Here is a 25,323-nt window from a genome sequence, read left to right on the forward strand (position 1 = left end):
CTCCAGCAGCGAAAACCAGTTGTGAAAAGCGCTCAAATATTTATTCATACCGGTGAAGTATCCGGCGACCTACAGGGCGGGTTGCTGGTCAGTGCGCTGCATCGGCAGGCGGCTAAACGCAACATAGATCTGACGGTCGTTGGCATCGGTGGCCAGCAGATGGAAGCTGCCGGCACTAAAGTCTTAGTCAATACTGTTCGGCTAAGCTCCATCGGCCTGATTGAGGCAATTCCTTACTTACTAGAGGGCCGACAGGCACAGCAGCAGATCAACCAATATCTGCTCGATTACCCGCCCGACTTGATGGTGCTGCTGGACTACATTACGCCCAACGTTGCTGTAGGTAAGTTTATTCGCAAACACCTGCCTCAGGTACCGCTGGTGTACTACATCGCGCCGCAGCAGTGGGTGTTTTCGACTAAAAGAGATACGCAAAACGTGCTGGATGTCAGCGATAAGCTGCTGGCGATTTTTCCGGAGGAGGCCACCTACTACCAGCAGGCCGGGGCGAATGTGCGCTGGGTGGGTCATCCGCTGGTCGATATTTTGGCAGAGCCGATGCCAAAGCATGAGGCACGAGCCGCCTTAAACATTGCGCCAGAAGCTCAGATTGTCACACTTCTACCAGCTTCGCGCAAGCAAGAGCTGAAATACATCATGCCGAGAATGTTTGCCGCCGCGCAGCAGATACAGGCGCAGCAGCCTGGCGTGAAGTTTTTGGTGCCTGCCTCGCTGCCCGATTTTGAAGCGGTAATCGCCCAGGCCGTCCGTGACTATGGCTTAAACGCGCAGCTCGTCAGTAAAGCAGACGGTCAGCGGGCGATCGCCGCCGCCGATCTGGTCATCAACAAGTCAGGCACCGCCAATTTAGAAGTCGCCCTGCTGAACGTGCCCCAGGTCGTCACCTACCGGCTCAGTCATCTGACCGGCTTCATCGCCAAATACATCGTGCGGTTTACCGGCAAGTATGTTTCGCCCGTTAACCTGATGGAAAATCAGCCGATTGTCCCCGAACTGCTCCAGTGGGACGCTACCCCCGAAAAAATTAGCCGCGCCGCCTTAGAGCTGCTGACTGACGAGGGCAAGCGACAGCAGATGCTAGCGGGTTACCGGCAAATGCGAAAGGCGATGGGAGAACCCGGCGTGTGCGATCGCGCGGCTAATGAAATCTTAGACATGCTGCCGGTTACCCGGATTTAAGACATCCTAGACACCTGCCAAACGCCTCCTAAACACCTAAAATAGTGGCGCTCAATCCGCTGCCTGCACCCAAATCAAAAAGTGTACATAAAATGGGTGAGGGCTAGCCGCTATGCACTACACTAGGTCAGAAAATAGCAGTGCTCTGTATGCATAAGGCCCAACTGACAGGCGGGCAACGAAGCGCAAATACCCCAAGCGTATCAGCAGTCATCAGAGCGCTTCGCTGGTTAGGAGGCGAGGAGTGAATATCTCAGAACTGTTCAGACAGGGCGGCATCGCGATGTGGCCGCTGCTCTTTTTATCGATTTTGGCGCTGAGCACCATCATCGAGCGGATCTGGTTTTGGTCCAAGATTTTGACCCGTGAGCGCGAGGTCTCAGGGCGAGTGCTAGAAGCGGCCCGGCGCGAATGGTCAGCCGCCACCAGCCTTTCCCAGCGGGCCAACCAGCTACCGATGGGCCGATTCCTGTTCTCAGCGCTCAAGCTCAAAGATCCAGCTCCCGAAGTCTTCCGCCTAGCCCTAGAAACCTCTGCCAGTGAAGAACTCGCCACCATGCGCCGGGGCGAAAAAGTCTTAGAGGCCGTGATTGCCCTATCGCCGCTGCTGGGCCTGCTCGGTACCGTCGTCGGCCTGATCAACTCTCTCGGCTCCATCGACCTCAACGACTTGGGCGTTGGCGATGCGACAGCAGGCACCGCCTTAGGCATCGGCGAAGCGCTCATTAGTACAGCGACCGGATTGGTGATTGCTATCATCAGCCTGGCCTTTTACCGGCTGTTTCAGGGATTTGTCTTTGGGCAAGCGAAGGTATTTCAGCTGTCGGGCAATGAGCTAGAGCTGCTGTATCGCCAGGCTTGGGCCTATACAGACGGCAAGCCCAGCTTGCTGAGCGAAAACTTGGCTAATTCACCGCCTTCGCCGCTAGTTGATGTGCCCCCACCCTCCCCAGATAAGCCACCCGCAGCTTTTTAAAGCAGCCTCTATTCGCCGAACCCCCTTGCCTAAAGCCCTATGAAAGTTGACCTAGACAGTCGCCCGTCAGATGTGCAGATTGAGATTCTGCCGATGATCGATGTGATTTTTTGCATTTTGACGTTCTTTATCTTAGCGGCGGTCGGGTTGACCCGGCAGCAGGCCATCGAGCTAGATCTGCCAGCGGTAAACAGCAGCTCACCGATAGAGGGCAACAGCAGCGATCGCCTTTACGTCAGCGTCGATAGTTCCGGTCAGGTCTATGTCGATAAAAGTGCCGTGCCGCTCGGTCTGCTGTACGACGTGCTGGTTCAGCATCAGCAGATTGCCCCCAATGGGACGATAGTGCTATACGCTTCCCGCAGCGCCCGCTATGAAGACGTGATTCAGGTGTTGGACCTGCTGCGCTCGGTTGGGGGCAATCGCGTTGCGTTAGCCACCCTGCCCAGCGATACCTCTTTAGACCCCACCCAGGGAAGCACCTCCACCCTAGAAGATGTGCTGCGTGACCAGGGAACCCTCTCGCCGCAGGACATTCCCCCCGGCAGCAACGGGTTAGATCCCACCCTCCCCACCGACGGTCAGCCCGCCTTTCCTAATGGCTTACCCCCGATTTCTCCCTCTGCCCCTACCGATCCTTTCGCACCGCCAGCGCCAGATCCTAACTCGCCTCAGCCGGTTGTGCCCTAGCCGGCTGTCTCTGTCCGATTCTTAGTAGCACAGGTCACTAATCGGGCTAAGATAGCGAAGTTAAAGTAACAGGCTGTGGTAGCGGGCGATCGCCCGCTTGATTGTCATGAAGCATACGCTCTCTGTATTGGTTGAAGACGAAGCGGGCGTTTTGACCCGAATTGCGGGCCTGTTTGCCCGTCGGGGCTTCAATATTGAAAGCCTAGCCGTCGGCCCCGCTGAGCAGGCTGGCATCTCTCGCATCACAATGGTCGTACCGGGCGATGATCAGGTGATTGAGCAGCTCGCCAAGCAGCTATATAAGCTGATCAACGTGCTAAAAGTGCAAGATATCACCGAAACCCCCAGCGTTGAACGCGAGCTGATGCTGCTAAAAGTCAACGCGGATGGGGCTAACCGCTCTGAGGTTGTCGGCCTCGCCCAAATCTTTAGAGCCCGCGTTGTCGATGTCTCTGAAGAGTCACTCACCTTAGAAGTCGTCGGTGACCCCGGCAAAATGGTCGCCATCGAGCAGGTGCTCAACCGCTTTGGCATTACAGAAATCGCTCGCACCGGCAAGATTGCCCTCACCCGCGAGTCTGGCGTCAATACAGAATATCTCAAGTCTTTAGAGAGCAGAGTCTAGCAGGCCAGGGCTGATAGAGCCCTAAGCCGTTTTTGAATGAGTCGTGCTAGCTGTGGGCGCTTCAGCCAACTGACTCGGCGGCTCAGCATGGCGCATCTCCCATACCTTCAGCAGAATGAGATATTCATAAAAAGCCTGAAGAACGCACCAGGTAAATCCAGCGCGGCCATCGAGAACGCCGCCTAGAAAAAAGTACATATAAAAAAAGCGCACCAGCGGCCGACCGGGAATGCGCAAAGATAGATCCTTTAGCGCCCGGCGGCGTTCTACCTCAGATTTGCCGACAAAGATTGATTTCCAGCGGACTTTACCTTCAGAAAGCTGCCTGACCGTCTCGCGAGCCTCGTCGGTAGAGTAGCGGTTGTGCTTTTCTATCCAGCGGCTAAAGCCTTTGCCACAGGTGTAGTGTGGATAGGTTTCTTGGAGAAAGCCAGACGATCCAGCCAATACTTCGCGCTCGGTGTGACCATAGTCATCAAACCAAACCTGCTGTTTGTCGAGCAGTCTGAGTTGGTAGCGAGGGTATTGGGTGCTGCGCTTAATCCACTTATCCATAAACATGACGCGCTCGGCCACGTAGTAACCTACATGCTCACCTGAAGTCGCCGCCGCCTCGCATTCGGCAAACAGCGCTGGCGTCATCCGCTCATCGGCCTCTAAGATATATGCCCAGTTGTGCTTAGTCGGCATCTGGCGCAGCATCCAGGTGCGCTGCTTGCCGTGGCTTTCAAAGGCGTGCTGTACGGTGCGTACGTGAGCGTAGCTCTGAGCGATTTCAAGCGTGCGATCGCTGCTAAAAGAATCCACTACAATCACATCGTCTGACAGGGAAGCTGACTCGATACAGGCGGAAATGTCCAACTCTTCGTTGTGAGTCAGGATAAAGATTGAGAACATGTAAGATTATTTTTGACCCTAAAGGGAGGGAATAGATAGCCGTATCCGTACTTACTAGCAGCTCCCTCAACATCCCGACAGTATCAGATGCTAGCCTCAGGCATCAGTACGTAGCTCAGTCATCGTCAAAACTACATATGTAAAAACTACAGATAAAATCTAGCGGTAAAGCAGTATTCCTAATCGCAGACACTAACCCGCTGCCCCATTCTTAATTTTAGATAAACTTTCACCTCAGATTATGAAAGCACCATCAGGCTGCTAGCCAGGTCAGCCCTACAGAAGGGACAGAGAGCAACCACTTCGCCCAACCGACTCGAACCCCACCTACCGATAAGAGACAGGCTCCGAGGACGGTAGAGAAGCCGGGTAAGGATAGCTACCGTCCGGTTCAAAATCTTGACAGCCAATCGCTTGCTCCGAAAATGCCTCAACTGGCCGCACTGAGCATTTTAGGCGGTAGTCACGAGTCGCATAGCAACAGCGGGCGCAGGGAATTTGATGCATTTGGCGAACATTGTCTAGGGCACTGCGAACAGCGGCAACTAAAGTCCAAGCCGCTAATGCCAGCGTTCCCCAAGCCAGCACCATGCACACAGCAGGCACCAGCGGGCGAATTAAAACAACCAGCCTGGCGAGCAGCACAAATATAAGTTGAAGAGCGTAATCTATCAAAGGCCAAATCTCCTGAGGCAGTCACCAGTTCCTCATCGATCCTAAGGTTCTTATCTCAGGGAGGGAACGGGTCTTCGCAGAAATTCAATGAATTTCATGAATACTATAGATTTGTTCAAGAAAGTGAACGGCGCTGCCTTTTATCTGCCCGCTGGGGGAGACTGACTTCTCAGTTTTTGAGCGATATCGGCGTGCATCAGCGCGATGTTAGGATCCCGCTGAATGGCCTGAAAGTAATGCTCACCGAGCGGGGTAGAAGAATGCTCGTTGGGTTTGAGCATGAGGCGAGCTTTTTCTAGCAAGATAGCAGCGCTCTCAGGCTCAACAGCGTCTTTTTTACGCAAGTCAAGCAGCTCGTCTATCTGAACGATGAATTTAGAAATCGGGCGCAGCCAGTCAAAAGCTGGGTCTTCGATCACCAAGCGAAAAAACTCGCCGCTATTGGCAATGGGGCCGTGGCTTTGCTCGTAGACAATGCGCTCCGAATCTAGCAGAGCTTTGTGCAGCCGCAGTAACTCGGGGCGAATCTCTTGCAGGCGAGTGATGGCCGGGTCGGTAGAGGGGTTGACACTCATGGGATACGGAGAAGTCGGCTTATCTACCCTAGCATTTTCACAGCATCCTAATGATTTGCTCTAGGGATTGACAGAGCGGTAAGCTCATACGACAGCAGCAGGGTGGGTAAAACGATGAAAGTTGGCGCGGTAGAAATTATGGACCGGGCCTGCGAGGCGGGCGGATTGCGGTGGGCCTACCGGGAAGCCGTGCCAATGAATAAAACTGACAGGCCGCCGGTTGTCCTGCTGCACGGCCTGGTTTCTCAGAGCTATAGCTGGCGCGGGGTGATGGCGCAGCTAGCGGCGGCTGGGATGAGATCTGTCGCCCCCGACTGGATTGGTCACGGCGCTTCAGCCAAACCAGAGAAGAGCGAGTTTGCCTATACCCCGGCGGCATTTGTCTCAGCCTTAGAAAGCTGGCTGCAGGCACTAGAGATTGAGCACTTTTATTTGGTTGTGCAGGGCTTCTTAGGCTCAGCCGGTCTGCTCTATGCAGCGCAGCATCCTGAGCAAATTGAGCGACTGGTGATTTTAAACACGCCCCTGACAGCAGCGGCTAAGCTACCTTTTAAGCTAGCTCAAATGGGCATACCCCTGGTGGGCGACATGCTCACGCAAGATCCGTTGCTGGTAGACCGCACCCTGGAGGGCGCTGGCCCTTACGAAATTGCTGATCTGGACCTCGACATCTACCGGCGACCGTTTTTAAAGAGTTCAGAGGCGGGGCGATCGCTACTGGCCACCATCAAGCAACTGCAGCTCAAACAGACCCTGGCTGATATTGATCAGGGCTTTGAAAATTGGCCGGTGCCCACCCTGATTGCCTGGGGCATGGCCGATAAGTGGCTACCCGTGACCCTGGCTGAAACCTTTGCCCAAAACTCAGGCAGCAACGTAGAAATCGCCAGACTTGAAGAGACTGGTCACTATGCTCAAGAAGACTGGGCCGAAAAAGTCAGCGAAACAATGGTGCCTTTTTTGCGTCGGATACAGCTATAGCAATTGTCAGCTATAGCGAGTGCCATCTCTACCCACCGTCTCTACCCATAGAAAGTAGTCGCAGACTCAAAATGCTCATACGCTGGTCGCAGCCTAGTGTGATGCTGAATACTCGCTAGCCAGTATAGGTACGCTATCTTAAGCTACTTAAAATAGTCTGCTCAAGCCATTTGCCCGTGGGCACTATGGCTCTATGGGTTTTGCAAGCTGTACGCCCCTACGCTTCAACAACAATGCTGCTTTCTTCCAACCGTGTTTCTACCAGCTCCGCTTCTACTAACTCTGCTCACACCCATCAAGGTTCTGCGCAGGTTCCCAGTCGGCTAAATCAGCTCAGCTATAGAGCAACTCAATCGCTGGTGTATCCACTGGCTGACTGGCGACGGCAGTTGGCTCAGCGATCGCAACCCCAAGAGATTATCAATCAAAAAGAGCTGCGCGTCGTGGGGATGCGCCGCACGGGCAACCACGCCATCATCACCTGGATAGAGCGACAGCAGCCAGGCACCACCTACCATCTCAATAATGTCGCGGCGGGTACTAACCCGTATCGCTATAAATCTAACAACCTGCGCCGGTACCATCCTCAGCATGGCAAGATGGCCGCCGTCTATCAGCGACAGGCCGCAGGAGAATTGATCAAGCGTGACTGCTTGATTCTCAGCTACGAAGACTGGGGCCTAGAGCAGGTAACTCAGCCTCGCTTTGAGCGCAACCGCACGCTTTACTTGGGTAAAAGTGCCCAGCAGCTAGACGTTTTGATTCTGCGTGACCCGTTCAATCTCTTCGCTAGCCGCCTGAAGCAAAACTTTATAGAGACTAAGTCTAAAACGGCCTCTATGGTAGATATGTGGCTAGCGTACGCCAGAGAATTTGCGGGCGAGAGCGGCTACCTGCAGCCAGACCGGGTCTGCATTAACTACAACCGGTGGTTTGCTGATGTCAACTACCGGCGCGAGCTAGCAGACCAGCTAGGGTTAGTATTTTCCGATGCTGGGCTGAGGCATGTCCCGTCTTTAGGCGGCGGCAGCTCTTTTAGCGGCACTCGTCACAGCGGTCAGGCCGGGTGCTTAGATGTGACCAATCGCTGGCGACACTTTGCCGATAACCCAGCCTTTCGTCAGCTCTTTCAAAACGAGGAGATCTGGCACTATTCGACGCAGATCTTTGGCGACCTTCCCGACACCGAAACTCTGCGGTCAGCTAGCTAACCGGGATCACATAACTCACCATCACTAGAAATCAACGCCGCGCTTGAGTTCGATGCCTCGCTCAGCATAGTGCTTATGGCAAAACACCTCTGAGTGGGCGCTCGCTAGCTGGAAGTAAGCCGGCTGATTTTTGCAGCGCCCCGTGATAATGACCTCGGTGTCTTTGGGCTTACGCAGCAGCGTCTGAATGATCGGCTCTTCCGGGATTAGCTCTAAGTCTACGGTGGGGTTAAGTTCGTCTAGAATGATCGTCTTGTAGAGACCTGAGGCGATCGCCGTCCCCGCGAGTTCCCACCCCCGCTCGGCTTCAATATAGTCAATCGGCTGCTGCTGACCGCGCCAGACAATCGCATCGCGACCGCAGCGCTGGTGGTCTACCAGGTGCGGATAGCTTTTGCGCAGGGCAGCGATCGCTGCGTCTTCGGTATAGCCCTGACCGCCTTTTAGCCACTGAATAATCATCACCCGGTGAGACTTGTCTTGACCGATGCCTCGCCCGATTGCCTGCAAAGCTTTGCCCAGCGCACTCGTAGACTTGCCCTTACCGTCACCGGTATAGATTTCAATCCCTTCGATGCCCATATCAGCGGCGCTCTGATGGATTTGCGGCTTCATCTCTGAGTGCAAATCAGCAATCTCTATGAGCTGTGGGGGTGCGCCGCGACCAGTGGCAATAATCTCTAGATGCTCAGGCTTATTTTTCAGCGACTTGACCACATCGCTAATCGAGAGCAGGTCAAGGTCTAGCACCGGGTTAATCTCATCAAGGACGACCACCGAGTAAAGGCCAGAGGCGATCGCCCCTTTAGCTACATCCCAACCCCGCTGTGCCTCCTGCTTGTCAAAGGTCGTAATCGCCTCCGGCCCAAAAAACTCAGCCCGCCCGGTACGCACCTGGTCGATTAAATGCGGAAAGCCTCGCTGCAGCGCTTCAATCGCGGCATCTTCGTCATAGGTACGCCCTGGCCCTTTGAGAAAACGCAGCAGCAGCACCCGGCTCTGCATAAAGTGATGGATGCCCAGGCCAATAGAGCGCAGCACCACGCCCAGCGCTACCTGCGATTTGCCTTTCCCTTCACCGTCGTAAAGATGAATCTGACCGGTGAGGCGTTCGGAAGTCGTTTGGGCAGTGCGGATGCCAATAGCTTTAGGCATAGTAATGCTCTGAGAAAGGCCGGAGCGGGCTGTATATAGAAATAGAACTGCGAAATAGAACTGCACGGGTTCTTAGTTTAACAGCGCAGACTTCGCTGTTATTTCAACGGCCAGATAGTTTTTGTTGTCAAAAGCGGTTTGGGCCGCCGTTGTGAGCGCTGTCGATAGAAAGTCCTATGAAAAAAATCAGGTTCGGAGGATAATCCCTGAAATACGGTATATTTTCCTGCTGTTTTCTCTACCAGGCTTGCTTCAACTCTGATCGGGGTGACTTCGCGCCGAGTGCTAGATACCGGGTATGGCAAGCAACTTAGCTGGTCAAAGTATTCATGGCTAGATATCTGGAGCGTATGGGACTCGTACTGGTATCTAGACATTGCTCAAAACGGCTACTCCACAGTCAGCAGCATTCCTGGCAATCCAGGTCAGACCAATTTCCCCTTTTTTCCGCTCTACCTTTTGCTGATGAAGCTCTTGGGCCAGCTGACCGGAGGTGAATACTTCTTCGCTGGAATCTCTATCTCTAATTGTTTGTCTGCTGGTCTCTGGCTATCTGCTGTACCAGCTGATCGAGCCAGACACTGACTGCAAAACGGCCCGGCTAGCGGTTAAATATCTTCTGCTATATCCAGTTTCCTTCATCCTCTCGGGCGTGTTTACCGAATCACTTTACCTCTGTCTGATGCTGCTTTGCTTTTACCTGGCAAAACGCCGCCGCCGGGTGCTCGCAGGGGCCGCCAGCATCCGGCCTGGGATGACGCGCTGACGCTTTTTCTGGGCTGTTTGCAGGGCGGGCTCATGGTGTACTGGTGTATGGGCCGATCACTGGTAGTTTAATGGTTGACCAGTTTGATTGACCCGCTTTGATTGGCCTGGGCATAGGTACGCTAACACCCAGGCGTTTCCGCGCATCTACCTAGCCCAAACGACCCGCCAGGCTATACCCTATGGCAAGTATGTAAAAAAGTTGATGCGCGTCTCTGTCATGGAATACGAACCGATATTGCCACTGAGAGCGATCGCCTTTCAAATCTTATTTTTGATGGTGGCGATCGCCATAGAGGCGGGTATCTTTCGGCAGCGGCTGCGACTGGGCTTTCAGACCAGTGTGCAATACACCCTCTTAATCAACCTGGCAGCGGTTGTCGTTGGCTGGGCCGCCTTTTTGATCATCGAGCCGCTGTCGCCGCCGCCCCTCAAGGCTCAGATTATCAGCTATGTACTCTTCGACCGACTGCTACTCAACGGCTGGACAGCCCAAGCAGGCGGGACGATTTTTGCAGTGGGGCTGGTGGCTTTTTTTGTCACATTTTTTATCAAGGCCAAAGGACTGGAGCTGATCATGCGCTCAGACAGCACCTGGGGAGTGCCTAAAACGACTAAGCCCTTTTCTCAGCTGCCGCGAGACCAGCGCTACGCCCGCGCTCGCGAAGGTCGCAACGAAGCGCAACAGGCGGTTTCTGACTTTACCGATACGGTGATTTTGGCCAATGCCGCCAGCTTTAGTGCCATTTTGCTACTGCTGTTGCTACGAGCCTTTGCGGAGGACTGGGTCTAATGCAAGATATGCTGCGAGACATCGGCGAACAGATGAGAACGCTGTTCTGGCCAGATCGCTACTTCGCCTGGCAAACCCTGCTGCTGCTCAGCCTTTTCTCACTCCTGACAGCGACTGCGCTCGAAACCCTCAGCGCTGAGGAAGAGCCCTTTCAGGTTGAGTTGCTCAGCACATTGAGCTGGATCTTTCTAGTCTCAGCCATCTGGTGGGCCTTATCCGAAAATCCCGTCCGAGTCGGTGGCTTCTCGATCAGTCCCTGGATTACCGGCGCGGTGCTGTGTCTGTTTTTATTTGAGCCCTGGTCAACGGCTGATCGGCTGCGCTGGTCGATTTCTAGTTGGCCGCTGATTTCTACAACGATTAAGGCACTGCCCTATTTCGTTAATTGGGAGCTAGAGGCCAAGCTGCCCAAAAGCCATGACCGCTCAGCGCTGCTCATGACGCTGCTGATCAATCTCCTGCTGACCAGCTGGATTTTGTTTTGCTTCCGGGTGCAAGATTGGGTGTCTAATTACCCCAGTTTGTTGGTTAGTGACTTAGATAGAAGCGCTTTTGTCACTGACTTTAACGCTGATCGCAACCAGCAGCCTCAGGGTGTCCCACTATTAGAGAGCACTGCCGATGCCATTGCCGAAGAGCTGAATGGCCAGCCCTGGTATCAGACTGAGCGCTGGCTCTACACTCGCCAAGAGCGCCTCGAAGCCATCTCCCAGCGGACGGTCAACTCATTTTCTGCCCCCGCTGAAAAGTCGTTTTGGCGAATTGAAGTCCCCCCGATTAAGCGATCAGGCGACGGCTACCTGCTGAAATTACAGGCTCAATGGCTGGGGCCAGTTTCCCGCGACCGGCGTTTCTTTTTAGAAAAAGACTGCAAAATTGTGCCGCAAGATCGGCTTCGGCCAGTCCCCACAGAAGCCGACCAGCCGCCGCCAACTTCTCAAATTACCGCTGTAGACTGTGGCGAAGAGCCGCCCGTAGTGCAGTGGACGGGTGATCCTTAGCCCGTTAATCGAGAACACTGCTTTGGGCACTGTTAGCAAAAGAAATACTCAAAAGGTGAGTGATGGAGTCTACTTTGACATCGTTTTCTATGGTCTGGGCCAGAATTTGGACGGTTGCTCGCAACGTATTTTTAGAAGTGTTGCGCGATCGCATTCTCTATGTCGTTGGCGTATTTGGGCTGGTAATGGTGATGGCGATCGCCCTACTGCCCGAAGTTGCCGCTGGCACTGAAAACAAACTCATCCTCGATACCGGCCTAGCTGCCATCAATCTGCTGTCTCTCTTTGTCGTGGTCTTTATCGGCACCGGCCTGATCAACAAAGAGATTGAGAAAAAAACGGTGCTGGTACTAATTGCCAAGCCCGTCAGCCGCCTGGAATTTATCTTAGGTAAACATCTGGGCCTGAGTCTGGTAATGGCAGTGCTGATCGCCTCGCTCACAGCCGTCATGCTTGGCTTACTGACTTTTAGCGGCGTCCCCTTTCAGCTCGATCTGATGCTGCTGGCCGTCCTGTTCATGTTTTTAGAAATGGTGCTGCTGATTGCGGCGGCGATGATGTTTGGCGTCGTCACCAGCAACGTCCTCGCGACCCTGATGACGCTAGCTATTTTTGCCGTCGGCCACGAAACGCGCAACATTCTAGAGCTAGACAAAATCGCAGAAAGCGAGAACTTTCGCCGCATCGCCGAAGGACTATTCCTCATCCTGCCTGACTTAGAGCGGCTAAACCTCAAAAATGAAATCGCCAATGGCTTTGTCGCTCCCCCGAGCGGCAGCGGTCTGCTCGAAAATGCGGCCTACGGTCTCATTTACACGGCGCTGCTGCTGACCGTGACGGTAGCCGTGTTTGAACGACGGCAGTTCTAGCGCTTCGTCATCAGCTCAAAATCTCGATGTCACTCTCGGCGTATACACACCATCTACGCCACCCTGAGGCGGATAGCGGGTTTCGACATCCAGCCTTGCAGTCGGGGGCCGATCAGCCGCGCGGATCTCCAGTTTGCCGAACTGGGCTACAGGAGTAAATTCAGGAATGGGGGCTTGATCGCGATCGCATACCACATGGCTCACATACCGCGCCCATTCATCTGCCTGAAGGCTGTCTATGTGGGTGGGCAGATAGATCGGCACGTCTCGGTGCAGATAGTAGTATCCTCCCGTGTGATACCAATCGCTGCTCAGATTGAGCACTGACACCAGCTCAGGCTGATCATTGAGATAGAGATAGGCCTGTAGCTGGTCTGCCTGAGGATCTAAAAAGAAAGAAGTGACGAGCAGCACGCCGCTGGTATAAAAAGCCATCAGACCTAGAATAAACCTGCCCCAGTTGCGTCTGCCCTGAGACCGCTTTCGAGCCGCTGAGGTGGCAGGCTCCTTTGAGGTAGTCCATAGTGCATCAATCGCAAAGGCGCTCAGCAGCAGGCAAATAGGCACCGCTGCAAAAATAAACCGATACTCTTTGTGGGCGATCGCCGAGTGAGGCACCACAACGCTAGCTAGCAAGGCCAAAATCAGCCAGGGCCTCGGCTTGCGGCTAAACAAGCTAGTGGCGATCGCCACCCAAAACACCCCGCCCGAATACATCGCCAAATCAGCCAGGTAGCCCCAGGCCGGGCCTTCCCCCCACAGACTGCTGACCTTATACACCCTGTTGTACAGGTAATTGTTGCGGTAAGACACAAAGTAGCTGCCCCAGGTGTAATCATCTAGCCAGCCAACCAACCCGATGACCGCCAAAAACCCGACTGCCGCAACCAGACACTGCCCGCGCGACCATCGCCCCTGCCACGTATAGACCAGCGCCATCACAATCACGACCGCCACCGCCGGTGCATACTGCAAGCGCAGCGCGATCGCCCCGGCCCCACATAGCCCCAACAGCAGCGCCGACCGGTAGCCAGGCTTGATTACCAGGCAGGCGATCGCTCCTATCAGCAGATAAGCGCCGAAAATTTCGGGTGTAATGGCGTTAGCCCGGATCACCATCTCATACCAGCCTGCCGTCAGCACACTGGCCAGCCGACCCACCGATTCAGAGCAAACGGTGCGTCCAATCAGATAGGCGCAGTAAATAGCCGAGAGAGAAATCAGACAGGCTAAAGTCTGTACCACTGGAATATATAGCGCCGGGTCAGTTAGCCCCAGCAGCCGACAGCCTGAGAGCACGAGCGAAATTGCGCCAGGCAGCAGCCAGTTACGCAGGCCGTGTACATACTCCCAGGGAACATAGCCATAGCCGTAGGTGAGCCGGTGAGCCTGCTCTACATATTGAAAAATTTCGTCGGAATGCAGCGATCGCTCTGTCAGCATGACCACCAGTAGCCGCAGCACCAGTCCACCGGCAATCACCCAGGGCAAGCCCCGCCAGATGCCGCGACGAGCCAGGGAATTTGGGTTGATCATCATTCCACCCACAGGCGTTTAGAAGCGCTAGAGTTAAGCTTGAAGTACTGTACCGCTTTTCTGCTTTTTCCTCTTGTTTCCTATGACTAGCAACGCATCGCACAAACTGGCTCAGCTCCAAGCTATCTTTCGTGAAATGGATCAGGCCCTGGTCGCGTATTCTGGGGGCATTGACAGTACGCTGGTCGCCAAGGTCGCTCACGATGTGCTGGGCGCTAGCGCTTTAGCGGTCACTGCCAATTCTCCTTCGCTGATGCCGGAAGATTTTATCGATGCGAAGTCTCAGGCGGCAGCAATGGGGATCGCTCACCAGGTGGTAGAAACCCACGAAATGGAAAACGAGCAGTACACCGCTAACCCGGTCAACCGCTGCTACTTTTGCAAGAGCGAGCTGCACGACACGCTCAGGCCGCTAGCCGATCAGTTGGGCTATCCCTATGTGGTAGATGGGCTCAACGCCGATGATTTGCAAGACTACCGACCGGGCATTGCGGCGGCTAAGGAAAGAGGTGTGCGATCGCCCCTCGCCGAAGTCGGCATCACCAAGCTAGAAGTACGAGAACTCTCCAAGCAGCTCGGCCTGCCCTGGTGGGATAAGCCTTCTCAACCCTGTCTGAGTTCGCGCTTTCCTTATGGCGAACTGATCACGACCGCAAAGCTACACCGCGTGGGCCGAGCCGAGCGCTACCTGCGAGATTTGGGCTATCGCAACCTGCGGGTGCGCTCAGATGGAGAGACAGCGCGAATCGAGCTGATGCCCGAAGAGATTCAAGAGTTTGTCACCAAGATAAATCTGCCCGCCTTAGTAGAGGCGTTTCAGGACTTGGGGTTTACCTATGTGACGCTAGATCTAGAAGGCTACCGCAGCGGTAAGCTGAACCGGGTGTTGAGCGCAGTAGGTTCATAATGGCTAGCCGCGATCAGCTCAATGTCGTTGACTTTGGCCGTGCTATTTGCAGCAGTTTGCCCCAGGCCGAGCAGCGCGAATGGCTGATTGCCAATGGCATTGGCGGCTATGGCTGTGGCACCCTCGCGGGCACGCTCACCCGCTGCTATCATGGCCTGCTGGTGGCCGCGCTCAAGCCACCTTTGGGCCGTACGCTGTTGCTCACTAAGCTAGACGAAACCGTTAGCTATCAGCGTATGTCTTATCCGCTGAGCTGCGATCGCTGGGCAGGCGGCACCCTCACGGGTCACGGCTACTTGCAGCTAGAGCGCTTTCATCTAGAGGGCACCATCCCGGTTTGGCACTATGCGATCGCCGACGCCCTTCTAGAAAAAAGAATCTGGATGCAGCCCGGCGAAAACACCACCTACATTCAGTACCAGCTTTGCCGTGCTACTGGCCCGCTCACCCTCTCTATCAAAGCGCTGATCAACTACCGCGATCACCACAGCGTCACTCAGAGCAAAGATTGGGACGAGCAGCCCGTCCAAACCAAACCCCACCCTAAAGGTCTGCAAATCCAAGCCTTTGAGGAGGCCACTCCTTTCTACCTGCTTAGCGACAAAGGCCAGCTCCTACCCGCCAGCAAGTGGTATCAGCACTATCTGCTCACCGTAGACCACTATCGCGGCCTCGTCCATCTAGACGACAACCTTCACGCCGCCACCCTTCGCACCACCCTCCGCCCCGGCGAAACCCTCACCATAGTCGCCAGCACCCATCCCCAACCCTCATTAGACGGCCAAACCGCTCTCTCCACCCGACAACAATACGAACAAAACCTTCTCACCCAAGCCCTTCCCGCCCCCTCTCTCCCACACTCCCCCGCGCCCCCGCCCTGGATTCAACAACTCACTCTCGCCGCCGACCAGTTCATTGTTGACCGCACCATCCCCGGTAATGACACCCCCGGCAATGACACCCCCGGTAAAACCATCATCGCGGGCTACCCCTGGTTTGGCGACTGGGGCCGAGATACGATGATTGCGCTACCGGGCCTTACCCTCGCGACCCAACGCCCCGAAATCGCCCGGCCCATTCTGCGCACTTTCGCTCGCTATCTCAGCCAGGGAATGTTGCCTAACGCCTTTCCCGAAGCCAACGATACGCCGGGCTACAACACTGTCGATGCCATTCTCTGGTACTTTGAAGCGATCCGCGCTTACATTGCGGCAACTCAAGATGACGATCTCTTACAAGAACTCTTTCCGGCGCTAGCTGAAGTGATTGACTGGCACGTTCGCGGCACGCGCTATCAGATTCATTTAGACAGTGACGGCTTAATCTACGCGGGTCAACCCGGCGAGCAGCTCACCTGGATGGACGCCAAGGTAGACGACTGGGTAGTTACCCCGCGCATCGGTAAGCCTGTAGAGATCAATGCCCTCTGGCACAATGCGCTGATGGCGATGGCCCAGTTCTGTCGGCGATTGAACAAGCCCGATAGCGAATATATGGCCCTGGCTCAGCGAGCCGCCACCAGCTTTGAGAAGTTTTGGCAGACCGACGCTGGCTACTGTTATGACGTGATTGATGGCCCTGAGGGAAATGACGCCGCGCTCAGACCCAATCAAGTGTTTGCCGTTTCACTGGCACTGGCCCCGCCTTTAACCGCTCAGCAGCAAAAGGCCATTGTTGACACTTCTGCTCAGCAATTGCTCACTTCTCATGGGATGCGATCGCTCAACCCCACTCATCCTGACTATATTGGTCGCTATGGGGGCGATCGCTACAAACGCGACGGTGCCTATCACCAGGGTACAGTCTGGAGCTGGCTGATCGGCCCCTTTGTACAGGCCCACCTCAAGGTCTACCAAGACCCGGCTGCGGCCCGTTCTCTGCTGATGCCGCTAGCTCACCATCTGCGCACTGGCTGCGTCGGCACCCTCAGCGAAATCTTTGACGGCGACCCGCCTTATCTGCCCCGAGGAGCCTATGCCCAAGCCTGGTCGGTGGCCGAAGTTCTCCGACTGTGGCAGCTCATTGACCAGTGGCCCCCAACGTAGTTCTTTGTTATCTGACCCTGGCCTCTAACCGCGCTGCGGGCGTGCCTGTCTGCGGAAATAGCCGCACCCGATCACAGTTGATTTTTACCCTGACGCGATCGCCTATTGCCAATCGCTGACTGGCGGGCGATCGCACTTGCAAAACTTGCGTAGAGGGCAGCAGCAGCTTGTACTGATACTCCCGGCCTAAAAACTGACGGCCCTGTACCTCCAAAGCTCCGGTCGGATCAGCGACGATCTGCAAATCTTCCTGAGCAATCATCAGCTCGCCCCGGTCAACGCCAGCCGCACCCGGTACCGGGCCTACTGGGCCTAGCTCTGTCTCCCATCCATCGGCTCGCCGCGCGGCGGGCACAAAATTTGCCTGCGTCACAAATTCAGCAATAAACCGCGACGCCGGATTTTGGTAGATGCCCTCAGGGGTATCTAGCTGCACCAGCTGCCCGGCGTGCATGACAGCGACTTGATCGGCGATCGCCAGCGCCTCCTCTTGGTCGTGCGTGACAAAAATCCCTGAGGCCCCAATGCTCTTAAGAATATCGCGGACTTCCTGACGCAAATACAGCCGCACCTGCACATCCAAATTGCTAAACGGCTCATCTAGCAAAATCAGCGGTGGGCGAGGAGCCATGGCTCGGGCTAGGGCCACCCGCTGCTGCTGACCGCCTGATAGCTCATGCGGATAGCGCTGCGCCATCTCTGCTAGCCCCACCAGGCTAATCGCCTCATGCGCCAGCGTCTGAATCTGCTTCTTGGGCAGATGCCCCCGCCGGCAGAGCTGCTTCAGACCAAAAGCAACATTCTCAATCACCCGCAGATGGGGAAACAGCGCGTAGTCCTGAAAAACAACGCCGACCTGCCGGTACTCTGGTGGCACCCAGCGCCCCGGGCTACACACCCGCTGCCCAGCCAGATCGATTTCGCCCGCTTCGGGCGTTTCAAAGCCAGCAACCAGACGAAGCAACGTCGTTTTGCCGCAGCCCGACGGCCCTAAAAGCCCTAGCAAATCGCCCCTATGCAGCGCAAAGCTGACCGCATCTACAGCCGGAGCAGCCGTCTTACCGTAGCGCTTAGTGATATTCCGGCAAGCCAGGACAGGAGAGAATGAGGACATAGAAGATGACGAGCAGATAAGCCTAAAAAAACAGAGAACACGCTGCCGTTCCCCTCAACTAGCAGGAAGCTCAACCAGCGGGAAGCTCAACTAGCAGGAAGACAAAAGTGCTCAGCCACTATTGCATACTAATTTCAATAGTGAGCTCTTTTACTATACGCCATTGCATATCAGATCTATTCTCATTAGGCTATCTGCCACACTCCCGCATCAGCAAAGAGCAGCTTACTCTACCCACTGCCTGACCAAGTTGTTCAAGCTTTTGGTAATCAGGTCAAACTCATTGGTCTTACCGTATTGGCTAAAGAGCGATCGCCGAGCCGTATCCAGCTCAAACAAAATCTCTCGCCGACCGGGATCGCGAATCTGACTTTGCACCCAGCCCACCGCCGCCCAGCGCACGCCGCTGACCACCGCATCTACCCGATGCAAACTCGCAGACGGATACACCAGCATAGATCCTGCTGGCAGCTTATAAGACTGTTCGCTATCCAACCCTTCAACGACCAGCGCGCCCCCCTCATAGCGCTCGGGATCAGATAAAAACAGCGTAAAAGAGAGATCCGAGCGAAATCCATTCATCAGCGCATTGTCCGTATGGCGACCGTAAGCCATACCGTCGCTATAGCGGTTAAAGCGCACGGTATGAATGCGGTGAGGCCGCGCCGCCGCCTGAAAGAGCGGGTGCCTAAAAGTAGTCTGTCGGACCTGCTCAACCAAAGTCTGAGCAGCTGGATGTTTAGCATCGAGCTGCTGGTTAGCCTTAACGGCCTTGGCGTGCCAGCCAGCCGTCGTTTTGCCATCTACCCAATCAGCGGCTGCGAGTTGCTCGCGCATAGCCGCCACTGCCTGCGGAGAAAGCAGCTCAGGAATTGTAAAAATCATCAGAAAACAGCCGCCTCAACTTACTGCCAACCGGCACGATCTATAATTTCATTCACCTTAGAATTATTACGACCATAAGAAGCCACATTCACTTCATCCACCTTAAATTCACCCAGCTCAGCCACCACCGGGTCTACATCTATACCTGTCACGACCGGATACTCATTATTGCCGTCTGCAAAGACCTTTTGCGCCTCGGGGCTCACCAAAAATTCCATAAAAGCAATGCCATTTTCAGGGTTAGGTGCAGTCTTTACTAGCCCCATTCCGCTGATATTGATATGAGTCCCCCGTCCCTCCTGGTTTGGGAAGAATAGCGCTGTTTTCGAGACTGCATCTTGATCGCCGGGATCATCAGACTTGGCTAGTCGCGCCCAGTAATAGTGGTTGACAATCGCCACATCGCACTGGCCTGCTGCGACCGCTTTAATCTGATCTGTATCGCCCCCTTCTGGCTGCCGAGCAAAGTTCGCCACTAAGCCCCTAGCCCAATTTTCAGTCGCCTCAACGCCGTCCGATTCAACCATCGAACCGACTAAAGACTGGTTGTACTCATTGCTAGAGCTGCGTACGCAGACCCGCCCTTCCCACTTAGGATCAGCGAGATCTTCGTAAGTAGAGAGTTCGCTTGGCTGCACATTTTCTGGGTTGTAGACCAGCAGCCGGGCTCGCGTCGTCAGCCCAAACCAGAGCCCGCTGGGCTCTCGCAGGTTCTCAGGCACTTTACTATTCAAAACTTCCGAATCTACTGGCTGCAAGATATCTGCTTCCTGAGCGCGCCATAGGCGACCCGCATCTACCGCCACAAATACATCTGCTGGGCTCTGCGCCCCTTCGCTGTTAATCCGCTCAATCAGTTCATCTGGATTACCTTCCAGGATATTGACCTGAATGCCAGTTTCGGCCGTAAATTCTTCGTAGAGCTGCTCATCGATGTCGTAGTGACGAGCGGAGTACAGGTTTATCACCTGCTCAGAGGAGTCTGAACTTTGGTCTGCACCAGACTGAGATCCGGGCTGGCTTTGGCAAGCGGTGATTCCGACCGATAGAGAAAGGGCGATGCCCCACAGCTGCCGTCTGGTGATTTTCATGGTTGTTAATTGCGTTGTTGACAATGATTACTAGAAAATATTTCTTTAGTTTAGTACGCAAGCTCCCGTTAATCCTCATTTGAATCCTCATTTGCCTATCAGGAATTTCTATCATCTCTGTCAAACGGCAATCTCTGAGCCAAAAAAAATCCCAAAACCCTCTAGAATAGGTTGGATTTATTGCCCCTGGTGTCTTATGCCTCGCCGAAATGACCTTAAAAAAATAATGCTCATCGGCTCTGGCCCAATTGTGATTGGCCAAGCCTGCGAGTTTGACTATTCTGGCACCCAGGCATGTAAGGCGCTGAGAGAAGAAGGATACGAAGTCGTACTGGTGAACTCTAACCCGGCGACTATCATGACTGACCCGGAGATTGCCGATCGCACTTATATTGAGCCCCTCACGGTTGAACTGCTAGAGCAGGTGATTGCCAAGGAGCGGCCCGATGCGTTGCTGCCGACGATGGGCGGACAGACAGCACTCAATCTGGCGGTGGATCTGGCAAAAGGCGGTGTCTTAGAGAAGTACGGCGTAGACCTGATTGGGGCCAATCTGGAAGCGATTGAAAAGGCGGAAGACCGGAAGCTGTTTAAAGAGGCAATGATCAAGATCGGCGTGGGGGTGTGTCCCTCTGGTCTGGCACAAACGATGGAAGAATCCTGGAAAATTGGCGCAGAGATTGGCAGCTACCCGCTGATTATTCGCCCGGCTTTTACGATGGGCGGCAGCGGCGGTGGGATTGCCTACAACCAGGAAGAATTTGAAACGATCTGCCGCTCTGGGCTCGATGCTAGTCCGGTTTCGCAGATTTTGATTGAGCAGTCGCTGCTAGGCTGGAAAGAGTATGAGCTGGAGGTGATGCGCGACCTGGCTGATAACGTGGTGATCATCTGCTCGATTGAAAATATCGACCCGATGGGCGTGCATACAGGCGATTCGATCACGGTCGCCCCCGCCCAAACCTTGACTGATAAGGAGTATCAGCGGCTGCGAGATGCCTCAATTAAGATCATTCGTGAAATTGGCGTAGAAACGGGGGGATCAAACATTCAGTTTTCGGTGAATCCGGATACGGGCGAAGTTGTAGTGATTGAGATGAACCCGCGCGTTTCTCGCAGTTCGGCGCTGGCTTCTAAAGCGACCGGTTTTCCCATTGCAAAATTTGCCGCCAAGCTCGCTGTGGGCTACCGGCTTAACGAAATCTCTAACGACATTACTCAAAAAACCCCGGCCAGCTTTGAACCGACGATTGACTACGTGGTGACTAAAATTCCGCGCTTTGCCTTTGAGAAGTTTCCGGGGGCTTCTTCGACGCTGACGACGCAAATGAAGTCAGTGGGCGAAGCGATGGCGATTGGCCGCACGTTTAATGAGTCTTTTCAAAAGGCATTGCGATCGCTCGAAATCGGTAGAGCTGGCTGGGGTTGCGATGGCCCCGAAAAGCTGCCCACCCTCTCTCAGGTGCGCTCCAATCTGCGCAGACCCCACCCGGAGCGCATTTTTGCGATTCGTCATGCCATGCAGCTCGGTCTTACCGTCGAAGAGATCTACGAGCTGACGGCCATTGACATCTGGTTTCTCGACAAGCTGAAGACCCTTCTCACCGTCGAAAAATTCATCAAGCGTACGCCGCTGGCCGATTTGACCGAGGTGCAGATGCTGGCGATTAAGCAGGAGGGCTTTAGCGACAAGCAGATTGCCTACGCTACCAAAACCAGCGAAGACGAGGTGCGTGCGTATCGCAAGTCGCTCGGTGTGATACCGGTATACAAAATGGTAGACACCTGCGCCGCCGAGTTTGAATCGTTTACGCCTTACTATTACTCAGCCTACGAAACAGAGAGCGAAGTGCTCCCGTCTGACCGGCGCAAAGTGATGATTTTGGGCGGTGGGCCTAACCGAATTGGTCAGGGAATTGAGTTTGACTATTGCTGTTGTCACGCTTCTTTTGCGCTGCAAGACGATGGCTATGAAACGATCATGGTCAACTCTAATCCTGAGACGGTTTCGACTGATTACGATACGAGCGATCGCCTCTATTTTGAGCCGCTCACCAAAGAAGACGTACTCAACATTATTGAAGCCGAAAATCCTGATGGCGTCATCATCCAGTTTGGCGGACAAACCCCGCTAAAGCTAGCCGTGCCGCTGCAAGCCTATCTAGAGTCAGCAGCCACTGATAACGCTGGGAATCCGATTAAAACCAAGATTTGGGGCACCTCTCCCGACGCGATTGACGCCGCCGAAGACAGAGAGCGCTTTGAGCAGATTTTGCGAGAGCTAGACATTCGTCAGCCGCCGAACGGCTTGGCCCGCAGCTATGACGAGTCGCTGGCGATCGCGCGTAAGATTAGCTATCCGGTTGTGGTGCGGCCTAGCTATGTGCTGGGTGGTCGGGCGATGGAGATTGTTTATTCGGATAAAGATTTGGAGCGCTACATGACGACTGCTGTGCAGGTAGAGCCGGATCACCCGATCTTGATCGACAAGTTTTTGGAGAATGCCATTGAAGTGGATGTCGATGCCATTTGTGACCATACCGGCCAAACTGTGATCGGCGGCATTATGGAACATATTGAGCAGGCGGGCATTCACTCGGGTGATTCGGCCTGTTCTTTGCCAACGGTCAACCTGTCAGAAGGGGCGCTCGCCACCATTCGCGATTGGACCTTTAAGCTCGCCAAACGCCTCAAAGTCATCGGCCTGATGAACATTCAGTACGCCATTCAAGGCGAACAAGTCTTTATTATTGAAGCGAATCCTCGGGCGTCGCGTACGGTGCCCTTTGTTTCTAAAACAACCGGCGCTCGTTTAGCGCAAATTGCTGTGCGGGTGATGTCGGGTAAAACGCTCGAAGAACTTGGGTTTACCGAAGAGATTATCCCCAATCACGTCGCCGTTAAAGAAGCCGTTCTCCCCTTTAATAAATTTCCGGGGACAGACACGCTGCTTGGCCCCGAGATGCGCTCTACGGGCGAAGTAATGGGCATTGACACCAGTTTTGGGCTGGCTTATGCCAAGGCCGAACTCGCCGCCTCCCAAATTCTCCCAACCAAAGGGACGGTGTTTGTCTCCGTCAACGACCGCGATAAGGCTGCTGTCATCCCGATCGCTCAGGGCTTCACCGATTTGGGGTTTGACATTGTTGCGACCAGCGGTACTTACAAAACGCTGGTTGATAAGGGCATTCCAGTCACGCTCGTGCTCAAGATTCACGAAGGTCGTCCGCATATTGGCGATGCCCTTAAAAATAAAGACGTGCAGCTAGTTGTGAATTCTCCAGTGGGGGAGACCGCTAAAGAAGATGACCGCATCCTCCGCCGCACTGCTCTGGAATACAAAATCCCGACGGTCACGACCATTGCTGGGGCTGACGCAACGCTGGCGGCGATTCGTGCCCTTAGAGACAGTAAGCTCACTGTCAAGGCGATTCAAGACTATCTCGCTGTTTAATTCTCGCTGTCTAGTACGGCGGGCACATTAAGAGCTACAAGGGCTAAGCGAGCGGGCCACTACACCCCACTACTCGCTTGGTCAAGATGGCCATCACCTCATTGGGGCGACCGGTAGACATCGGTTGGCTCCAGTCGTTGGGCTCGGCGTAGTGGCGTTTGTGCAGATCTTTGATGGTGGCTTGCACGGCGCTAAGGCTACCAAACAACATGTGGCGCACGGGTTCGGCCTGGCCAGACGGCTTGGCAGTGGGCACTGTGGACGCTGAAGCGCCCTGAGAGGAAGGAATAAACATAGGGGTTCTGGGTTCCGTCAGTGTGGGTTAAGGAAACCCAGAACTCGCGAATCCTCAGCCGCCCGCAGAGATGACGTGCAAATCGGGGTGGCTAAAGAGTACATTTACTCTTAGCGTCCGAGATTGACTGGTAATCTTGGGGGTTAGCCGTCGGTTAGGTGCTGGTTACACCTGCCGATGGCGCTAAGTCATGTTGAGTTCTGAGTAAGGCGGCGATGTGGCATCACAACCTTAGAACTGATAATAAGCGCATTTTCCTGTGGAGGCAAGCGGTAAATTTTGCCGGGGCGTTAGGACTGGTTCCCCTTGCCAAGGGGAACCGCAAGGGAGGGGTTCTCGATAATCCGTTACACACCGAGACCCCTCCGTTGGTTCCCCTTGGTAAGGGGGACCAGGATGCAAGACTGCTTGAATATGTCTGGGAATGTCTCGGATGGATAGGTCTGCTAGAGGGCTGTGTCTACTGGGCTTGCCTATGGGCTAGTGGTCACAGACGCAACTCGACGAGTGGGGCGCTTACGATCGCTCTTTTTTACGCCGCCTGCCATCTCATATTCGTTGCTGTCTTTGCCATAGCGGGCGGCGACGCCCAGCAGCATTTGCTCGGAGTGAATTGCCAGTAGCCGCTCGGCCTTATCGACTTCGTTTTGCAGCTCATCGACGTAAGAAAGCGTCTTGTTGTAAGCGTTGATCCGGTTGCGCAGATTGTCTATGCTTTGGCTGTAAAGCTCCATTGTCATGCCTGGCCCCAGGTCTAGCTTGTCATCAATTGACTGCATACCGGCTGAGCGCCGCTGTGCTTTGTCGAGAATGCGTGAGCTTCGTTTTGATCTGGCCATGATAGATCTCGCTTGTGAAAGATAAATAGCTGAAAGATAAACAACTTTTGGCGTTGCTGCTTTGGCGTTATTGCCGGAGCTGAAAGATTGTATGAGAAGTGTCGGGCTTACTGCATTGGCCCCCTTTTGAAAGACCAAGATGCTACCCATCGGTATCAAAGTGGGTTCCCCAATGCTGGGGGCTCTGAGTTTGCGGGCTGTCTTAGTTTCAGACAGTTTAGCTGCGCTCTGGCTTCCCCCAGAATTGGGGGACTGAGGGGGCCATGCAGTGCCTATTGGCGCTTTTCATACAGCTTCGTTCCTAAGCAGCGATCGCCTTTTCACGGACTGGAACATCTTTAGAATGGCCGTTTTGAGATGTAACTTTCTACGTGGGGTTAATGATTTTTAGCGGATATTGATCGAGCCGCTTCCGTACTCTTACTGGCTCAGCCCGCCGTTATCAACGAACGCCGCGCCCAAACCCTCGACAAGCCCGCCGTTACTAACAAACGCCGCGCCCAAACCCTCGACAAGCCCGCCGTTACTAACAAACGCCGCGCCCGAACCCTCGACAAGCCTGCCATTACAAACGAACGTCGCGTCCAAACCCTCGACGAGCCCGCCGTTATCAACGAACGTCGCGCCCGAACTCTCGACAAGCCCGCCGTTATCAACGAACGTCGCGCCCGAACCCTTGACAGGCTCCTTTTTTGCTGAGTACAACCAAGGGAGGGTTGCTCTGATAGGCCGGAATCAGGGCGA

The 25,323-nt window shown here is 54.5% G+C and carries 24 protein-coding genes; 13 read left to right on the forward strand and 11 right to left on the reverse strand.

What is annotated here, in order from left to right:
- The first annotated feature begins 21 nt into the window (after nt 1-21).
- The 4 genes from lpxB to ilvN all read left to right on the forward strand — a co-directional run bounded on the left by lpxB (nt 22) and on the right by ilvN (nt 3,491).
- Nucleotides 22-1,200, forward strand: a complete 1,179-nt coding sequence (lpxB, locus tag CKL79_RS04035; protein WP_121968303.1) for a lipid-A-disaccharide synthase — start codon at nt 22-24, stop codon at nt 1,198-1,200.
- Between the two features lie 244 nt (nt 1,201-1,444).
- A complete protein-coding gene (locus tag CKL79_RS04040; RefSeq protein WP_121968304.1) occupies nt 1,445-2,176 on the forward strand; it encodes a MotA/TolQ/ExbB proton channel family protein in 732 nt (243 codons plus the stop codon).
- Nucleotides 2,177-2,215: 39 nt separating this feature from the next.
- Nucleotides 2,216-2,866, forward strand: coding sequence for a biopolymer transporter ExbD (locus tag CKL79_RS04045; protein WP_121968305.1), 651 nt, complete (start codon nt 2,216-2,218; stop codon nt 2,864-2,866).
- Between the two features lie 106 nt (nt 2,867-2,972).
- Complete coding sequence (gene ilvN, locus CKL79_RS04050; protein ID WP_121968306.1) at nt 2,973-3,491, forward strand: acetolactate synthase small subunit; 519 nt, start codon at nt 2,973-2,975, stop codon at nt 3,489-3,491.
- Nucleotides 3,492-3,512: 21 nt separating this feature from the next.
- On the opposite strand, the gene CKL79_RS04055 is transcribed toward ilvN, so the two are convergent.
- The 3 genes from CKL79_RS04055 to CKL79_RS04065 form a co-directional block, all read right to left on the reverse strand.
- Nucleotides 3,513-4,388, reverse strand: a complete 876-nt coding sequence (locus CKL79_RS04055; RefSeq protein ID WP_121968307.1) for a glycosyltransferase family 2 protein — start codon at nt 4,386-4,388, stop codon at nt 3,513-3,515.
- A 327-nt stretch (nt 4,389-4,715) separates the two neighbouring features.
- Nucleotides 4,716-5,063, reverse strand: coding sequence for a hypothetical protein (locus CKL79_RS04060; protein WP_205878988.1), 348 nt, complete (start codon nt 5,061-5,063; stop codon nt 4,716-4,718).
- Between the two features lie 140 nt (nt 5,064-5,203).
- Nucleotides 5,204-5,638 carry a hypothetical protein gene (locus CKL79_RS04065; RefSeq protein WP_121968308.1) on the reverse strand — a complete coding sequence of 145 codons (435 nt, stop codon included), beginning with the start codon at nt 5,636-5,638 and terminating at the stop codon, nt 5,204-5,206.
- Between the two features lie 114 nt (nt 5,639-5,752).
- Between CKL79_RS04065 and CKL79_RS04070 the strand changes: the two genes are divergently transcribed.
- Entirely contained in the window at nt 5,753-6,619 is an 867-nt protein-coding gene (locus tag CKL79_RS04070) for an alpha/beta fold hydrolase (protein ID WP_121968309.1), read from the forward strand.
- 233 nt (nt 6,620-6,852) lie between these two features.
- Nucleotides 6,853-7,830, forward strand: a complete 978-nt coding sequence (locus CKL79_RS04075; protein ID WP_121968310.1) for a hypothetical protein — start codon at nt 6,853-6,855, stop codon at nt 7,828-7,830.
- 24 nt (nt 7,831-7,854) lie between these two features.
- On the opposite strand, the gene CKL79_RS04080 is transcribed toward CKL79_RS04075, so the two are convergent.
- The gene (locus tag CKL79_RS04080; protein ID WP_121968311.1) at nt 7,855-8,985 is read right to left on the reverse strand and encodes a cob(I)yrinic acid a,c-diamide adenosyltransferase; all 1,131 of its coding nucleotides are present in this window, start codon (nt 8,983-8,985) and stop codon (nt 7,855-7,857) included.
- Nucleotides 8,986-9,478: 493 nt separating this feature from the next.
- Between CKL79_RS04080 and CKL79_RS04085 the strand changes: the two genes are divergently transcribed.
- The 4 genes from CKL79_RS04085 to CKL79_RS04100 all read left to right on the forward strand — a co-directional run bounded on the left by CKL79_RS04085 (nt 9,479) and on the right by CKL79_RS04100 (nt 12,413).
- The gene (locus CKL79_RS04085; protein ID WP_121968312.1) at nt 9,479-9,751 is read left to right on the forward strand and encodes a hypothetical protein; all 273 of its coding nucleotides are present in this window, start codon (nt 9,479-9,481) and stop codon (nt 9,749-9,751) included.
- A gap of 204 nt (nt 9,752-9,955) precedes the next feature.
- Entirely contained in the window at nt 9,956-10,543 is a 588-nt protein-coding gene (fraC, locus tag CKL79_RS04090; RefSeq protein ID WP_141242145.1) for a filament integrity protein FraC, read from the forward strand.
- Entirely contained in the window at nt 10,543-11,544 is a 1,002-nt protein-coding gene (locus CKL79_RS04095; protein WP_121968314.1) for a DUF5357 family protein, read from the forward strand. Before fraC ends, CKL79_RS04095 begins: the two co-directional genes overlap by 1 nt.
- 89 nt (nt 11,545-11,633) lie before the next feature.
- Nucleotides 11,634-12,413 carry an ABC transporter permease gene (locus CKL79_RS04100; protein WP_121968357.1) on the forward strand — a complete coding sequence of 260 codons (780 nt, stop codon included), beginning with the start codon at nt 11,634-11,636 and terminating at the stop codon, nt 12,411-12,413.
- A 15-nt stretch (nt 12,414-12,428) separates the two neighbouring features.
- On the opposite strand, the gene CKL79_RS04105 is transcribed toward CKL79_RS04100, so the two are convergent.
- A complete protein-coding gene (locus CKL79_RS04105) occupies nt 12,429-13,952 on the reverse strand; it encodes a hypothetical protein (protein WP_121968315.1) in 1,524 nt (507 codons plus the stop codon).
- 79 nt (nt 13,953-14,031) lie between these two features.
- Between CKL79_RS04105 and larE the strand changes: the two genes are divergently transcribed.
- Nucleotides 14,032-14,856 (forward strand): ATP-dependent sacrificial sulfur transferase LarE, encoded by an 825-nt coding sequence (gene larE, locus CKL79_RS04110; RefSeq protein WP_121968316.1) that lies wholly within the window; start codon nt 14,032-14,034, stop codon nt 14,854-14,856.
- Nucleotides 14,856-16,901: an amylo-alpha-1,6-glucosidase gene (locus CKL79_RS04115; RefSeq protein ID WP_121968317.1), complete on the forward strand. Its 2,046-nt coding sequence runs from the start codon at nt 14,856-14,858 to the stop codon at nt 16,899-16,901. The genes larE and CKL79_RS04115 overlap by 1 nt, the downstream gene beginning before the upstream one ends.
- Nucleotides 16,902-16,908: 7 nt before the next feature.
- Here CKL79_RS04115 and CKL79_RS04120 read toward each other — a convergent pair whose 3' ends face one another.
- From CKL79_RS04120 to CKL79_RS04130, 3 genes are all read right to left on the reverse strand, one after another.
- Nucleotides 16,909-18,015, reverse strand: a complete 1,107-nt coding sequence (locus CKL79_RS04120; RefSeq protein WP_121968318.1) for an ABC transporter ATP-binding protein — start codon at nt 18,013-18,015, stop codon at nt 16,909-16,911.
- 225 nt (nt 18,016-18,240) lie between these two features.
- A complete protein-coding gene (locus CKL79_RS04125) occupies nt 18,241-18,900 on the reverse strand; it encodes a Fe2+-dependent dioxygenase (RefSeq protein ID WP_121968319.1) in 660 nt (219 codons plus the stop codon).
- Between the two features lie 20 nt (nt 18,901-18,920).
- The gene (locus tag CKL79_RS04130; RefSeq protein ID WP_121968320.1) at nt 18,921-19,991 is read right to left on the reverse strand and encodes a Fe(3+) ABC transporter substrate-binding protein; all 1,071 of its coding nucleotides are present in this window, start codon (nt 19,989-19,991) and stop codon (nt 18,921-18,923) included.
- Between the two features lie 196 nt (nt 19,992-20,187).
- On the opposite strand from CKL79_RS04130, the gene carB reads away from it, so the two are divergent.
- Nucleotides 20,188-23,445, forward strand: a complete 3,258-nt coding sequence (gene carB / locus CKL79_RS04135; protein ID WP_121968321.1) for a carbamoyl-phosphate synthase large subunit — start codon at nt 20,188-20,190, stop codon at nt 23,443-23,445.
- Between the two features lie 43 nt (nt 23,446-23,488).
- Here the strand turns inward: carB and CKL79_RS04140 are convergent, their stop codons facing one another.
- The 3 genes from CKL79_RS04140 to CKL79_RS04150 all read right to left on the reverse strand — a co-directional run bounded on the left by CKL79_RS04140 (nt 23,489) and on the right by CKL79_RS04150 (nt 25,284).
- On the reverse strand, nt 23,489-23,740 hold the full coding sequence (locus tag CKL79_RS04140) for a hypothetical protein (RefSeq protein ID WP_121968322.1): 252 nt from the start codon (nt 23,738-23,740) through the stop codon (nt 23,489-23,491).
- Nucleotides 23,741-24,213: 473 nt separating this feature from the next.
- The gene (locus tag CKL79_RS04145) at nt 24,214-24,579 is read right to left on the reverse strand and encodes a hypothetical protein (protein ID WP_121968358.1); all 366 of its coding nucleotides are present in this window, start codon (nt 24,577-24,579) and stop codon (nt 24,214-24,216) included.
- A 420-nt stretch (nt 24,580-24,999) separates the two neighbouring features.
- Nucleotides 25,000-25,284 (reverse strand): hypothetical protein, encoded by a 285-nt coding sequence (locus CKL79_RS04150; RefSeq protein WP_121968323.1) that lies wholly within the window; start codon nt 25,282-25,284, stop codon nt 25,000-25,002.
- Nucleotides 25,285-25,323: the final 39 nt, after the last annotated feature.

The organism is Leptolyngbya sp. BC1307 (assembly GCF_002286735.1).
GTDB lineage: Bacteria > Cyanobacteriota > Cyanobacteriia > Phormidesmidales > Phormidesmidaceae > Phormidesmis.

What these genes read in the sequence shown, in the direction of transcription:
- CKL79_RS04045 (WP_121968305.1), top strand. Translation starts at nt 2,216, where the DNA reads ATGAAAGTTGACCTAGACAGTCGCCCGTCAGATGTGCAGATTGAGATT.
- ilvN (WP_121968306.1), top strand. Translation starts at nt 2,973, where the DNA reads ATGAAGCATACGCTCTCTGTATTGGTTGAAGACGAAGCGGGCGTTTTG.
- CKL79_RS04055 (WP_121968307.1), bottom strand. Translation starts at nt 4,388, where the DNA reads ATGTTCTCAATCTTTATCCTGACTCACAACGAAGAGTTGGACATTTCC.
- CKL79_RS04065 (WP_121968308.1), bottom strand. Translation starts at nt 5,638, where the DNA reads ATGAGTGTCAACCCCTCTACCGACCCGGCCATCACTCGCCTGCAAGAG.
- CKL79_RS04070 (WP_121968309.1), top strand. Translation starts at nt 5,753, where the DNA reads ATGAAAGTTGGCGCGGTAGAAATTATGGACCGGGCCTGCGAGGCGGGC.
- CKL79_RS04075 (WP_121968310.1), top strand. Translation starts at nt 6,853, where the DNA reads ATGCTGCTTTCTTCCAACCGTGTTTCTACCAGCTCCGCTTCTACTAAC.
- CKL79_RS04080 (WP_121968311.1), bottom strand. Translation starts at nt 8,985, where the DNA reads ATGCCTAAAGCTATTGGCATCCGCACTGCCCAAACGACTTCCGAACGC.
- fraC (WP_141242145.1), top strand. Translation starts at nt 9,956, where the DNA reads ATGCGCGTCTCTGTCATGGAATACGAACCGATATTGCCACTGAGAGCG.
- CKL79_RS04095 (WP_121968314.1), top strand. Translation starts at nt 10,543, where the DNA reads ATGCAAGATATGCTGCGAGACATCGGCGAACAGATGAGAACGCTGTTC.
- CKL79_RS04100 (WP_121968357.1), top strand. Translation starts at nt 11,634, where the DNA reads ATGGTCTGGGCCAGAATTTGGACGGTTGCTCGCAACGTATTTTTAGAA.
- CKL79_RS04105 (WP_121968315.1), bottom strand. Translation starts at nt 13,952, where the DNA reads ATGATGATCAACCCAAATTCCCTGGCTCGTCGCGGCATCTGGCGGGGC.
- larE (WP_121968316.1), top strand. Translation starts at nt 14,032, where the DNA reads ATGACTAGCAACGCATCGCACAAACTGGCTCAGCTCCAAGCTATCTTT.
- CKL79_RS04115 (WP_121968317.1), top strand. Translation starts at nt 14,856, where the DNA reads ATGGCTAGCCGCGATCAGCTCAATGTCGTTGACTTTGGCCGTGCTATT.
- CKL79_RS04120 (WP_121968318.1), bottom strand. Translation starts at nt 18,015, where the DNA reads ATGTCCTCATTCTCTCCTGTCCTGGCTTGCCGGAATATCACTAAGCGC.
- CKL79_RS04125 (WP_121968319.1), bottom strand. Translation starts at nt 18,900, where the DNA reads ATGATTTTTACAATTCCTGAGCTGCTTTCTCCGCAGGCAGTGGCGGCT.
- CKL79_RS04130 (WP_121968320.1), bottom strand. Translation starts at nt 19,991, where the DNA reads ATGAAAATCACCAGACGGCAGCTGTGGGGCATCGCCCTTTCTCTATCG.
- carB (WP_121968321.1), top strand. Translation starts at nt 20,188, where the DNA reads ATGCCTCGCCGAAATGACCTTAAAAAAATAATGCTCATCGGCTCTGGC.
- CKL79_RS04140 (WP_121968322.1), bottom strand. Translation starts at nt 23,740, where the DNA reads ATGTTTATTCCTTCCTCTCAGGGCGCTTCAGCGTCCACAGTGCCCACT.
- CKL79_RS04145 (WP_121968358.1), bottom strand. Translation starts at nt 24,579, where the DNA reads ATGGCCAGATCAAAACGAAGCTCACGCATTCTCGACAAAGCACAGCGG.